Here is a 13,905-nt window from a genome sequence, read left to right as displayed (position 1 = left end):
AGTGCCGGGATGAAGGTATTTTTCGTGATTATGATCATTGTCGTTATTCTTTTTGCTTTGATTCTGCTTGATATCTTCATGGGCCGCGCAGGATACAGAAAGAACGCGTACGAGCCTGTTTTTTCAAAAAAGAAGAGTGACATCGAATTGATCCACTGCGGCGCTGATCTTGTCGAACGGATGATGGAAGACATCCGCCAGGCTGTTTCCTCTGTTCACGTGATGTTTTTTATTATGAAAAATGATGAGGTCAGCCACAATATGTTTACGCTGCTGAAAGCAAAAGCTAAAGCCGGTGTTTCTGTTTATTTGCTGCTGGATTGGTCAGGCAGCCAAAAAATTAAAAAACCGGCGCTGAAGACGATGAAAAATGCCGGGGTCCATGTTCATTTTCTTAACAAGCCCCGTTTTCCTTTTCTCTTTTTCCATATGCAAAAACGAAATCACCGAAAAATCGCTGTGATAGACGGGAAGATCGGTTATATCGGCGGGTTTAACATCGGTGAGGAATACCTTGGAAAGAAGGCGAAGTTCGGCAATTGGGAGGATTATCATCTGCGCATGAAGGGAGAAGGTGTCCGCGATCTTCAGACGCTTTTTACAGCCGATCTAAAACGAAATACCGGATCAGCTGAACTGGCCCCGGATGTTTGGCCGGAGCTTCCGCAAGGGAATATCTCTCTTAAGATTTATGCGACTGATGGTTATTCTCTTGAAAAAACATATTTGGCAAATATCGCGCAGGCAAAAGATCGCATTACCATTTGCACACCTTATTATATTCCGACAAAACCGCTTCAGCAGGCATTGGTCAAAGCAAGAAAAAACGGTGTAACTGTTACGCTCATCGTGCCGATGAAATCAGATCATCCGCTGGTCAGAGAGGCAGCTTTTACGTATTACTCAGAGCTCTTGGATGCCGGCTGTCTTATCTACCGTTTTTACCAGGGGTTTTATCATGTGAAAGCCCTGATCATTGACGATCACTTCAGCGTCATCGGCACCGCCAATTTTGATCAGCGAAGCTTCTTTTTAAATGAAGAGGTGAATGTTGAAATCGATGATAAGGCTTTTACAAAAGAAGTCTATGCCACGATTGAAGAGGATATTAATAGGTCGGAGCTGCTGACAAAGGAGAATTTCAAAAAGCGTACGTTCAGACAGCGCCCGGCGGAATGGCTTGGCAGAGCATTATCTTATTTTTTATAAAGGAGAGTTCCTATGATTTTCAGATTCGGGTTCGTTTCAAACGCGATGAGCCTTTGGGATGCGTCTCCCGCTAAAACATTGACATTCGCGCGTTATTCCAAGCTTTCAAAGGATGAAAGAAAAGAAGCCCTGCTGACTGTGACAAGAGCCAATTTGAACAATACGATGAGAACCCTTCACTATATCATCGGCCACGGTATTCCTTTGTACCGTTTTTCCAGTTCGATTGTGCCGCTGGCCACACATCCTGATGTAATGTGGGATTTTGTAACGCCGTTTCAAAAGGAGTTTCGGGAGATTGGGGAGCTTGTTAAAACACATCATCTGCGAACAAGCTTTCACCCAAACCAATTCACTCTGTTCACGAGCCCGAAGGAAAACGTCACAAAAAATGCGGTAACCGATATGGCGTATCACTACCGCATGCTTGAAGCCATGGGCATTGCTGATCGCTCCGTTATCAACATTCATATAGGCGGCGCTTACGGAGATAAAGACACCGCCACTGCTCAATTTCATCAAAATATGAAGCAGCTGCCGCAGGAGATCAAACAGCGGATGACGCTGGAAAACGATGATAAAACCTATACGACAGAAGAAACGCTTCAGGTCTGTGAACAAGAGGATGTTCCGTTTGTCTTTGACTTTCATCATTTTTACGCCAATCCAGATGATCACGCCGACCTGAATGAAGCACTGCCCCGGATGATCAAAACGTGGGAGCGGATAGGGCTGCAGCCAAAGGTTCACCTGTCTTCCCCAAAATCGGAGCAAGCCATACGCAGCCATGCCGATTATGTTGACGCCAACTTTTTGCTGCCGCTGTTAGAGCGCTTCAGACAATGGGGAACAAATATTGATTTCATGATTGAAGCAAAACAGAAAGACAAGGCACTTCTCCGCCTGATGGATGAATTAAGCTCCATCCGCGGTGTCAAACGCATCGGCGGCGGCACGCTGCAATGGAAATCATAAATGTGCAATATCAGGTTTACAGTTCGTCCGCTCTGGGAACATACGCTATATAAGACAACAACCGATGGAGGAGAAAGATTATGAAAAACATCAAGTCTCTGAAAGTAGCCGCACAGGCATTTACTTTAAGAAATTTGATTCATCTTTATAAAATGTGCCATTCCGGAAGCCACGAGGTTTATATTTATTCAAAGAAAACAATGTGCAAAATCAAAAGCTTAATTGAGCTTGAGACGTTCCGTATGGCTCATGATGAAAAGGAATATCTGATTGTAGTGGAAGGAACTAAAGCATCACAGCTGATTGAAAAGTTCCAAAATATTATCGAGCCTGCTGAAAGAGAAGCGCTTTAACTTACATATAAAAAGGATAGACATCTTGTCTATCCTTTTTCTTACGGTCTTACATAATGAAGCTGAACCGCCTGCCCGAATTGTTTCATCCCTTTTAACCGGAGTTTTGTTTCATTCGTCAGTTCATGAAACAGCGGGATGCCGCTCCCTAAAACAACAGGAATAACAGTGATGATGAATTCATCGATGGCATCTTCTTTCATAAAGGCATTCACCAGCTCTGCCCCGCCTGCTATCCAGATGTTTAAGCCTTTATCCTGTTTCAAACGGTCAGTGAAGCCCTTGGCTCCCTCATTGATAAACGTCACGTGTTCATCCCGATAGCTGTCGGGCGTTCTCGTGAAAACGTAGCATGTTTTATCCTGGTACGGGAAAACCGGTGTAAGAATTTTGACGTGTTCATATGTGCTCCGGCCTAAGATGACGGTATCGACAGTCTGATAAAACGCGCTGTACCCGTTATCGCCTTCACCTTCAAATTCATCCAGCCAATCGATGCTTCCATCTTCTCGTGCGATCATCCCATCCAATGAAACAGCAATGTACAGCACATTTTTTCTATTCATATTCTCCTCCTATTGCTGCACCTTTTGCCCGAATTGCGCTTGATGCAGCCTGCTGTATAGGCCTCCGGCTTCGATCAGGTCTTGATGGCGGCCTTGTTCTTCAATACCGTTGTTTGTGACGACCACAATTCTGTCCGCGTCTTTGATCGTCGCCAGCCTGTGAGCGATGACGAGCGTCGTGCGCCCCTCGGACAATTCTTGAAGCGCCTTTTGGATCGCCGCTTCTGTTTCTGTATCAAGCGCTGAGGTCGCTTCGTCGAGAATCAGGATCGACGGATTTTTCAAGAACATCCGTGCAATTGACAAGCGCTGCTTTTGTCCGCCGGAAAGCTTCACGCCCCGTTCGCCGATGATGGTATCCAGCCCATCCGGCATGTTATGGACGAGCTCTTCCAGATGCGCTTGCTTCACAGCCTGCCAAATGTCTTCTTCTGATGCGTCTAATCGGCCGTAGGCGATATTTTCTCGAAGCGTGCCCGAGAACAAGAAAACATCCTGCTGTACGACGCCAATCTGCCCCCGCAGCGAAGACAGCGTCATGTCTTTAATGCTGATGCCGTCGATGGTAATGTCACCCTCCGATGCTTCATAAAAGCGCGGAAGCAGACTGCAAAGCGTTGATTTTCCCGCACCTGACGGACCGACGAACGCAACCGTTTCCCCCGCTTGAATGGACAGGTTAATGTCATTGAGGACATTGTGATGGTCATCATATCCAAATGAAACATGTTCATAGCAGATATTGCCCTTCAGGCCGAAAACGTCTCTCGCATCAGGAGAATCCTGAATATCCGGCTCTGTCTCCATCAGTTCCATATAGCTTTTAAAACCGGCGATTCCTCTCGGATACATTTCGATAATGGCGTTAATTTTGTCAATGGGCCTGAATAGCACATTCGTCAGGAGCACAAACGCCACGAATTCCCCGTACGATAAGGAGCCGCGAATGACAAACCACGTTCCGCACAAAAGCACAAACAGCGTGACAAACCGAGTCAGCATATAGCTGATTGAGCCGTTTTTCGCCATAATTTTATATGAGGAAAGCTTTGTGACACGGAAGCGCTGATTGTTGACAGCGAAGCGCTCTTTTTCAAATGATTCATTGCCGAACGCCTGCACGAGCCGGATGCCGCCGATATTATTCTCTACACGCGCGCTAAAGTCTCCGATATCTTTGTTCAGCGTGGTAAACGCTTTGGTCATTTTTTTGTTGAAATAAAGCGCTAGCCAAATGACAATCGGCATGATGATAAACGTTAATAATGCAAGCTGCCAGTTAATAAACAGCATGACCCCGAACGCTCCGAGAATGGTCATGATGGCAATGAATAAGTCTTCCGGGCCGTGATGGGCAACTTCGCCGATGTACATTAAATCGTTCGTCAGCTTCGACATCAGTGTTCCCGTCTTGTTGTTGTCGTAAAATTTGAACGAGAGCTTTTGCAAATGGTCAAAAAGCGATTTTCTCATATCGGTCTCGATATTGATCCCGAGCATGTGTCCCCAGTATGTGACGATATACTGGAGAGCCGAGCTGAGCGCGTACACTGCAAATAAGCCGACTGAGGTCGCGATGATCAGCCCCCAGTCCCTGCCCGGAAGCAAGGTGTCAATAAAATAATTGACGATCAAAGGAAAACTCAGCTCCATTAAGCCTCCCGCGATCGCCGAGAAAAAATCGAGAAAGAACAACGTTTTGTATGGTTTATAATACGAAAAAAATTGCCGCAGCACTCTATCTTCCCCCAATGCCTGAATAACTGATAATATTTCTCAATTATACTATACACCGGCGGTTTTTAAAGATCAGATTTCCTTTTTTTACAGAACACCTGAAAACAGACGGGCTAAGGATTCTTTTGTCCGGTCGGTCATTCCCCTTTTATAAAAGCCAACAGGGCTGAGTTGTTCACTGTCCAGCATATCCTCTTCGAAATGGGCTTCAAGGGTGCGGATCGCTTCGGCATCCGTGAAGAACACGTTCACTTCAAAGTTGAGCTGGAAGCTGCGCATGTCCATATTCGCGGTGCCGACGGAGGCGAGATCGCCGTCAACGATCATGACTTTTTGATGCATGAAGCCTTTTTGATAGGAATACACTTCAATTCCCTCAAGTAGCAGCTCTGGGAAATAGGATCTTGACGCGTATTGCGTCAAAAAGCTGTCGTTCTTCTCCGGCACCATGACCCTTACCTGTACGCCTTTTGTCGCCGCTGCTTTGAGCGCCGTGCGAATGGATTCATTCGGGACGAAATAGGGCGTGGCGATCCATATTGATTTCTGCGCTGAAGAAATCATTTCATAATAAAGATCGCTCATGCTTTCCTTCATGTCAGGGCCTGTCGCGACAACTTGGTAAATGCCCTCTCCTTCCACGGGAACCGGGGTATTGTACTCCTCTTGATCAATTAACACTTCATTGGAGACGTATTCCCAATCGAGCATAAAGATGGCGTGAAGCGTTTGCACAATTTCTCCTTCCAGCCGCAGGTGAGTATCTCTCCAAAATCCGATGTACGGATCTCTGCTGATATATTCCTCCCCGACATTTAATCCGCCCACAAAACCGGTTTTTCCGTCGATGATCACGATTTTCCGGTGATTTCTGAAATTCAGCTTCTGGTTGAAGAACCCGTATTTCAGCGGAGAAAACGGAACGATGTCCACTCCCGCTTGTTTCATTTTCATGATATCTCTTCTTGCCAGCTTGATGCTTCCTGCAGCGTCATATAAAAACCTCACCTCGACACCTTGGCGCGCTTTTTCCATCATAATGTCCATCATGCCGCGGCCAAGCATGTCTGACTTAAACATGTAGTATTCAATATGTATATAAGATTCTGCTTTCCTCATCGCTTTGAAAATGTCCGGAAAGGTTTCTTCGCCGTTTTTCAGCACTTTGATATTGCTTTTCGTATTGATATTCATATGGGCAGCCCTGATGGAATACGTAAAGAACCTCTCCTGATTGTCCTTCAGCCCTGTCACTTCCGGCGTTTCTTCCATGTCAAACAGCTTCCTGAGCTTTTCCCTGTTGTGCATTCGTTTTGTCTTGAACAGCTTTCCTTTTACATAAAGCTGTCCGGAAAACAGATAAAACATGTAGCCGGCGATCGGAAAAAAGACAAGAATGTGGATCCATAACAACGTGTGCTGCGAGGTACGGTTTTCAAGAATTAACGAATAGATGCTGAACAAAATAATGCTTACATAGCAAAGCAATCCTCCGTAAAACTCAAGCCTGGAAACCGGAAAAAACCATATGACATATGCCCCGATAAGCATCATATATAAAAAGAAAAATTCCAGTCTCCTTTTCAGCATCCTGATTCTCTCCAATCTGATTCAATTACCTCCGTATTACCTCTTTTTTCTAATCGGTAAACCTTCTATGTAAAAAGCCTCTCCGCAAGATGCGGAAAGGCTTATGATGAAGCTTCCTGAGATTGGCCGGGTGTGATGTTCTGGAGCAAGGCCGGCTTGAGGGAGTAGCTGCTTTTGATTTTATGTTTGAAGAAGCTGACGATCAGGCCCGTGACCGCAATCGACACTAAGGAAAAAAGCCCTTTCAGCAATCCGACGGAGAAAATGCCGACCAGCACTACGCCAAAATCGAAGAGGAAATTAACCGTACCTGGATTCCATCCGTAGCGCTGTTGCAGAAATAAAGCGAGAATATTGGCGCCGCCGAGCGAAGCCTGATGATAAAACATGAGCTACAAGCCGATTCCAATCAGCGCCCCGCCACCAATCGCCCCGGCAAGCGGTGAAAAAGAGACAGACGGCAGCCAGTGATCCGCGCTTGTAAACAGAGTCAGCGCTGTGACTGCAAATACAGTAGATAGGGTGAATGTGATGCCCATTCTGATGAGAGAAAATACGTAAAACGGGATATTGATCAGAAAGAAGATCATGGCAAACGAGGAGTGAAACAAGTATGTCAGGCTTAGTGACAGTCCGGCTGTCCCGCCGGTTAATACGTGAGAATGTCTGAGTGTCAGGACCCCCGCGCTTGTCAGAAGACAAGCAGTTAAAATGAGTAAAATCCGCTTCATTCTTCACTCTCCCTTTTAGAATGTTATTTCCAAATACAAACATAACAGGATTTCTGGCCGCCCAGCCATTACCTTGGCAGAAAATATCTTGCGTTTTTATTTTTTTATCAAACTGTTTTGTAAGACTTGTTTCCATCATCATAAAAAATCCCCCTCTTTCAAGGGGGATTTTTACGAGCGTTTTCGATACACGACATAGCTTCGTGTCAAATACTTGAGCGGCAGACTGAACACGTGTACCAATCTCGTAAACGGCCACAGGATAAAAACGACGTATCCGATCATGATATGAAGCTTAAACCATAGCGGGACACTCTCCATCAAAGAGGCGTCAGGGCTGAACAAAAAGATCTCCCTGAACCACGGCCCGACTGTTGTCCTGTAATCAAATCCTTTCGAATCAATGTTAAGAAACGTGGCGGCAACGCCTGACAGCATCATGAACAGCAGCAGGATGAGGATAAGGATATCCGATGGCGAGCTGGTGTTGCGGATTCGTTTGTCAAACAGCCGTCTGTACGTCAGGATGAAAAGTCCGGTACATGCCACAATCCCCGCCGGCAGGCCTGCGCCAATTGCCACTTTGTGATAAGCATGCTCTGAAATGCCAATGGAGGTGTACACAGCTTCCGGGATCAGAATTCCCATGAGATGCCCGCCGATAACGCACAGCATACCCCAGTGAAAAAGTGTGCTGCCCGCAGCGAGTTTTTTCTTTTCTAACAGCTCGCTTGATTTCGCCGTCCAGCCAAATTGGTCATGCTGGTAGCGGTAAATATGGCCGCCGATAAAGATTGTCATTACAATGTATGGCATCACGCCCCACAGGATTTGCCCGCTCATGCCTGAACAGCCCCTTCAATGCTTTCACGTACGCCGATGTTTTCCAGCGCGGCCAGCAGCACGTACAGCAGCTCCGCATATATGCTGTCATTTTTTTCGAGACGGGATGCCAGCTCCCTCACATTGGACAGATATTTCTCAAACACGCTTCTCGCTGCTTCAATCTCTGCAACCGCGGCAAATTCTAGCATAAGCGGCAGATAATCAGGCAGCTCTTTCTCTGTCGGCAGGAAACCGGATTGCTGGTACGTGCTTTTTAAATGCAGTAATTCAATCCCGCGTTCCCTTTGCTCGCCTGAGTTAAAGTAAGTGACGTACATATTCGTTTTTTTCCCGAAGTCGAACGTATAGACATAGTGTTCAATCAGTGCTTCTTGAGAAAAGCTGGCTGACGCTTCGAAAAAGTGCAGCAGCTTCTCCCGGATTTGCTGGTTGCTGATTTCATGGACAAGAGCCTTCCAATCGGGAAGCTCGGCTCTCCACTCTTCATCCGGATAGGAAAGAAGACAGGAAAGAGCGGAGAACGTGATTTGCCGGTCTGTGGTGTTCATCTTGTTACACCTCGTTTATCAAAAGTTACAAACAAGAGCCGGGGCCGCCTGAAAATGATAAGCCGCAGCTCCCTTGTTCAGCGTATAAATCAGACACTTCTTCTCGGTGGCTGCTCGGAATTACAAAGCGGTCATCATATTTGGCAATCGCAAGCAGCCGATACATGTCTTCAATTTGCTGTTCTGTTAAGCCGACACTGGAGATCAGTGCCGGGTCGATGGATTTATTCGTCTGGACTGCTCTCATATACTGGCGCATGACAGACATTTTCTTTAACGTTGACCGAATATGATCCGTATCACCGGCCGTTAATAGCTGCGCCAAATAGTCAATTGGAATTCTCATTTGGTCGATAGCCGGAAAAATATCTTCCGCAGATTGCTGGCTGCCTTTTCCTTCAAAGAGATTCATAATCGGGCTCAGCGGCGGAATGTACCAAACCATCGGCAGCGTACGGTACTCAGGATGAAGCGGCAGCGCAATCTTCCAGTCGATGATCATTTTATAGATCGGCGATTGCTGTGCAGCCTCTATCCACTCAGCCGGGATGCCTTGTTCTTTTGCCAGTTTGGCAACCTCAGGGTCATTCGGATCAAGAAAAACGTCCAATTGGGAATGGTAGAGATCCTTTTCATTTTCAACAGATGCCGCTTCCTCCACTTTGTCCGCGTCGTACAGCATGACGCCAAGATAGCGGATTCTGCCTACACACGTCTCGGAGCAGATGGTCGGCAGTCCCGCCTCCAAGCGCGGAAAACAGAGGGTGCATTTTTCCGCTTTGTTCGTTTGCCAGTTAAAATAGACTTTTTTATAAGGGCAGGATGAGACACAATATCTCCATGAACGGCATGCGTTTTGATCCACAAGCACAATGCCGTCTTCCTCGCGTTTGTACATGGCGCCGGACGGACAAGAGGAAACGCACGCCGGGTTGATGCAGTGCTCACAAATACGCGGCAGATACATCATAAAGACCTCATCGAATTCTGTTTTGATTGATTCCTCCATCTTTTGCACGTTTGGGTCCTCAAGCCCCGTAATGTGGCCGCCTGCAAGATCATCCTCCCAGTTCGGGCCCCATTCGATATTCATGAAATCCCCCGTCAAGGATGATTTCGGGCGCGCCACAGGCTGGTGCTTTTTCTGTGGGCTGTTTGTTAATGTTTCATAATCATAGTTCCAAGGTTCATAGTAATCATCAATCGACGGCTGATTCGGGTTATAGAAAAGGCCAGCAAGCCGATTGGTTTTCGGGCCTGATTTCAGCTCGAGCTTTCCTTTTTTCAATGTCCAGCCGCCTTTATATTTGTCCTGGTCCTCCCATTGCTTCGGGTAGCCGATGCCCGGCTTTGTTTCTACATTATTAAAGTACATATATTCCGCACCGGCACGGTTTGTCCACGTGTTTTTGCAGGTGACGCTGCACGTGTGGCAGCCGATGCATTTATCCAAGTTCATGACCATACCGATTTGCGCTTTAATCTTCAAGCCAATCGACCTCCTTCAGCTTGCGGATGACGACATTCAGGTCGCGCTGATTCCCTGTTGGACCGTAATAGTTAAAGCCGTAGCTGAGCTGGGCATAGCCCCCGATCATCTGTGTCGGCTTGACGTGAATCCTTGTCGGGCTGTTATGGGTGCCTCCGCGGTTATTCGTTAGTTTTGTGCCGGGCACGTTGATGTGGCGGTCCTGGGCATGATGCATAAACGCCATTCCTTTAGGAATCCGGTGAGACAAAACCGCTCTTGCGACGACAACACCATTTCTGTTAAAGCATTCAATCCAATCGTTGTCTTTGATATCTGTGTCCTCTGCATCATCTTTATTCATCCACACAGTCGGCCCGCCACGGAATAGCGTCAGCATCGGCAAAGAATCAAAATACATGCTGTGGACAGACCATTTATTATGCGGCGTCAAATAATTGAGGACGATTTCTTTGCCCTCTTGATCAGGCCGCTTGCTCAGAAACGGACGATGCTGGAGGATCGGTTTAAATGTCGCCATTGTTTCACCGAATTCCATCATCAGTTCATGATCGACATAATAAGATTGCCTTCCGGTCAGTGTTCGCCACGGGATTAATTTTTCTACGTTCGTTGTAAACGGCGAGTACCTGCGTCCGCCTTTTTCTGAGCCTGTAAATGCCGGAGACGTGATGACCGTTTTCGGCTGGGCTGTAATTTGCTCGAACGTAAAGCATTCTTCCTCCCGTTCTTCCGCCAGGTCTTTCAGCTTCAGGTTTGTGATGTTTTCAAGTGATTCCCATGCTTTCACGGCGACTTTTCCATTTGAAGTGGACGATAGGGTTAAAATCGCTTCTGCCGCCTGCTTTGCTTCACTTATATTCGGACATCCCTTTGCAACGCTGTCCGAGGTAATTTCTCCCAGTCTCTTTTTGAGTGATTCATATTCATCGGCTATCGACCAGCTCATCCCTTTTGTGCCGCTCGGTTTTAAACCGGCCTGAGGTCCGAGCGCGGTCATTTTATGAAAAATGTGCTTGTAATCCCGTTCAACGACTTGGATGTTCGGCATCGTTTTTCCCGGAATGGCTTCACATTCACCCTTGCTCCAGTCATTGATTTTGCCGAACGGCTGGGCCAATTCCTGCATGGTGTCATGGAGGAGCGGTGTCGCTACAACTTCTTTCACCGGCTCCATATCGACTTCTTCTGCCAGATCAGAAACGGCTTTTGACAGTGCTTTGAAAATATCCCAGTCTGACTTTGATTCCCACGGAGCCGAGATCGCCGGAGCAAAAGGATGAATGAACGGGTGCATATCTGTGCTGCTGAGATCGTGTTTTTCATACCATGTCGCCGCCGGCAGCACGATATCGGAATACAGCGCCGTACCGGCCATTCGAAAATCGAGATTGATTAACAAGTCGAGCTTTCCTTCCGGTGCCTGCTCCCTCCATTTGATTTCTTCAGGACGGATGCTGTCGCTGTCGTCATTCATCAAGCCATTCGTCGTCCCCAGCAGGTGCTTGAGAAAATATTCATGCCCTTTTCCTGAGCTGGAAATCAGATTTGCCCGCCATACAAAGAGATTTCTTGGGAAATTCACTTCATTGTCAGGATCTTCAATTGCAAATTTCAGCTTTTTCTCTTGAAGTTGTGAGGCCACGTACGCACCAACGTCTTCAGGTGTTGTTGCACCCGCTTTTTCAGCTTCTTTGTACAGATCAATGCCATTTTGATTGAACGTCGGATAAGACGGCAGCCACCCTAATCGCGCTGCCAGCACATTGTAATCGGCGTGATGCTTGTAGCGGGATGACGCAGCGATCGGTGAAGCCAAGTCACTGATCGGCTGGTCCTCGTAACGCCACTGGTCTGTCGCAAAGTAGAAAAATGAGGTGCCGTTTTGCAGCTTGGGCACGCCCTCCCAGTCCTTTGCATTTGCAATCGTCTGCCACCCTTCAGCAGGACGGAGCTTTTCCTGCCCCACATAATGGGCCCAGCCTCCGCCGTTTACGCCTTGGGCGCCTACCAGTAATACGAGATTTAACACTGCCCGGTAGATCGTGTCGGAGTTGAACCAGTGGTTAATCCCCGCCCCTACGATAATCATGGATCGGCCGTCTGTATCGATCGCATTTTGGGCAAACTCTCTGGCTATCTTAATGACGGCTTCTTTTTTGATTCCTGTCATCTGTTCCTGCCAGGCAGGCGTGAACGGCTCAGGATCATCATAAGAGACAGCTGATTGTTCGCCGAAGCCCCGGTTCACGCCGTAGTTGGCCAGTATCAAGTCAAACACGGTCGTGACACAAACCTCTTCGCCGTTCAGGTTCAGTTTTTTTATAGGAAGATCCCGCTCAAGCACTTTGTTTCCGTCATTTGAAAAATACGGAATGCGCACCGTGCCGATTTCATCCTCTATTCCCAGCACAGAGAGACGGGGTTCAATCGGGTCTCCGGTTTCTTCATCGATCATGTGCAGGTTCCATTTCTGCTGTCCGTCCCAGCGGGAGCCCATTGTCCCTTGCGGTATGGCAAATGCGCTTGTCTGTTCATTCCAGACCGCAGGCTTCCACTGATCATGCTTTGTCTGCCGCCCGATGTCTTTCGCATGCAGAAAACGCCCCGCTGTGTATACGCCATTTTCTTTTGACAGGGTGACGAAGAACGGAAAATCCGTGTATTGCTTTGCGTACTCAATGAAACGTTCCGTCTCTTGGTTCACGTAAAATTCCTGTAAAATGACGTGGCCCATCGCCATCGCAAGCGCCCCGTCAGTCCCTTGGCGGATACTCAGCCAGTCATCCGCGAACTTTGAGGATTCCGCAAAATCCGGACTGATCGAAATGACTTTAGCGCCTTTATAGCGGGCTTCCGCCAAAAAATGCGCGTCAGGCGTTCTCGTTAACGGAACGTTGGAGCCCCATGTGATGATATAGCCTGAATTGTACCAATCACTGCTTTCCGGAACGTCCGTCTGGTCCCCCCAAATTTGCGGGGACGCCGGAGGAAGATCCGCATACCAGTCATAAAAACTGAGCATAGGGCCGCCGATTAAAGACATAAACCGGGAGCCTGACGCGTGGCTGATCATGGACATGGCCGGAATCGGGGAAAAGCCGACGTTCCGGTCAGGCCCGTATTTCATGACTGTATAGAGCAGAGAGGCTGAAATCAGCTTCAGCACCTCCGGCCATTCAGCGCGCACAAAACCGCCTTTCCCTCTCGCCTGTTTATAGGACTTTGCTTTTTCAGGATTTTCAACGATCGATTTCCAAGCATCCAATGGATTTTGATGGGCCTGCAGTGCTTCCCGCCATAAATTGATCAGCACACCGCGCACGTATGGATATTTCACACGGAGCGGGCTGTAGATGTACCATGAAAAACTTGCCCCCCGCGGACAGCCCCTCGGTTCGAAATCAGGCATATCCGGGCCTGTTGATGGATAATTCAAGTTTTGTCCTTCCCACGTGACAATTCCGTTTTTCACATAAATATTCCAGCTGCAGGACCCCGTGCAGTTGACGCCGTGGGTGGAGCGAACGACTTTGTCGTACTGCCATCTGTTTCTGTATACATTCTCCCAATCGCGATCTTCGCGGGTGGTTTGGCTATGTTTATTTGAATGGTGTTCTATAGGAGAGAAATAGTTCAATCTCCTAAACAACGGACTCATTTTCTTTTTCTTCATGAGAGTTCACTCCTTCCGAGTCAGGTGATGCTAAGTTCACTATAAACAGAGACAGCGTGTTTCCTTGTGAACTAAGTCACACACTTTGCTTTTTTCACAAAATGTTCACATAAAGGAGAAGGAAGGGCTTTCACAGCATGTGATGAAGGCGGCGTTCAGGCAGGACGCCTGAGTCATTAGCCGCC

10 protein-coding genes and 1 pseudogene are annotated in these 13,905 nt (G+C 47.5%); 3 read left to right on the top strand and 8 right to left on the bottom strand.

Annotated elements, in window-relative coordinates; all coding sequences use genetic code 11:
- The first annotated feature begins 9 nt into the window (after window positions 1-9).
- The 3 genes from cls (AC0DBE_RS18170) to AC0DBE_RS18160 all read left to right on the top strand — a co-directional run bounded on the left by cls (AC0DBE_RS18170) (window position 10) and on the right by AC0DBE_RS18160 (window position 2,537).
- Window positions 10-1,209: a cardiolipin synthase gene (cls, locus tag AC0DBE_RS18170; protein ID WP_472963196.1), complete on the top strand. Its 1,200-nt coding sequence runs from the start codon at window positions 10-12 to the stop codon at window positions 1,207-1,209.
- Between the two features lie 12 nt (window positions 1,210-1,221).
- The gene (gene uvsE / locus AC0DBE_RS18165; RefSeq protein WP_061186496.1) at window positions 1,222-2,184 is read left to right on the top strand and encodes a UV DNA damage repair endonuclease UvsE; all 963 of its coding nucleotides are present in this window, start codon (window positions 1,222-1,224) and stop codon (window positions 2,182-2,184) included.
- 80 nt (window positions 2,185-2,264) lie between these two features.
- Window positions 2,265-2,537 carry a hypothetical protein gene (locus AC0DBE_RS18160; protein WP_003221969.1) on the top strand — a complete coding sequence of 91 codons (273 nt, stop codon included), beginning with the start codon at window positions 2,265-2,267 and terminating at the stop codon, window positions 2,535-2,537.
- A 41-nt stretch (window positions 2,538-2,578) separates the two neighbouring features.
- On the opposite strand, the gene AC0DBE_RS18155 is transcribed toward AC0DBE_RS18160, so the two are convergent.
- The 8 genes and pseudogenes from AC0DBE_RS18155 to AC0DBE_RS18120 form a co-directional block, all read right to left on the bottom strand.
- Complete coding sequence (locus tag AC0DBE_RS18155; RefSeq protein WP_061186497.1) at window positions 2,579-3,103, bottom strand: dihydrofolate reductase family protein; 525 nt, start codon at window positions 3,101-3,103, stop codon at window positions 2,579-2,581.
- Between the two features lie 9 nt (window positions 3,104-3,112).
- Entirely contained in the window at window positions 3,113-4,840 is a 1,728-nt protein-coding gene (locus AC0DBE_RS18150) for an ABC transporter ATP-binding protein (RefSeq protein WP_472963191.1), read from the bottom strand.
- 87 nt (window positions 4,841-4,927) lie between these two features.
- Window positions 4,928-6,430, bottom strand: coding sequence for a cardiolipin synthase (cls, locus tag AC0DBE_RS18145; protein WP_014115533.1), 1,503 nt, complete (start codon window positions 6,428-6,430; stop codon window positions 4,928-4,930).
- A gap of 101 nt (window positions 6,431-6,531) precedes the next feature.
- A pseudogene (locus AC0DBE_RS18140) lies at window positions 6,532-7,161 on the bottom strand (YitT family protein).
- Window positions 7,162-7,332: 171 nt separating this feature from the next.
- Window positions 7,333-8,004, bottom strand: coding sequence for a respiratory nitrate reductase subunit gamma (narI, locus tag AC0DBE_RS18135; protein ID WP_061186500.1), 672 nt, complete (start codon window positions 8,002-8,004; stop codon window positions 7,333-7,335).
- A complete protein-coding gene (gene narJ, locus AC0DBE_RS18130; RefSeq protein ID WP_090556990.1) occupies window positions 8,001-8,555 on the bottom strand; it encodes a nitrate reductase molybdenum cofactor assembly chaperone in 555 nt (184 codons plus the stop codon). The genes narI and narJ overlap by 4 nt, the downstream gene beginning before the upstream one ends.
- Window positions 8,556-8,580: 25 nt before the next feature.
- Window positions 8,581-10,044 carry a nitrate reductase subunit beta gene (gene narH / locus AC0DBE_RS18125; RefSeq protein WP_061186502.1) on the bottom strand — a complete coding sequence of 488 codons (1,464 nt, stop codon included), beginning with the start codon at window positions 10,042-10,044 and terminating at the stop codon, window positions 8,581-8,583.
- Window positions 10,034-13,720: a nitrate reductase subunit alpha gene (locus AC0DBE_RS18120; protein ID WP_472963185.1), complete on the bottom strand. Its 3,687-nt coding sequence runs from the start codon at window positions 13,718-13,720 to the stop codon at window positions 10,034-10,036. Before AC0DBE_RS18120 ends, narH begins: the two co-directional genes overlap by 11 nt.
- Window positions 13,721-13,905: the final 185 nt, after the last annotated feature.

The sequence above is a fragment of the Bacillus sp. VA15 genome (genome assembly GCF_055721145.1).
Note: the sequence above shows the minus strand (reverse complement) of the source record. Positions and strands in the feature narration are given on the sequence as shown.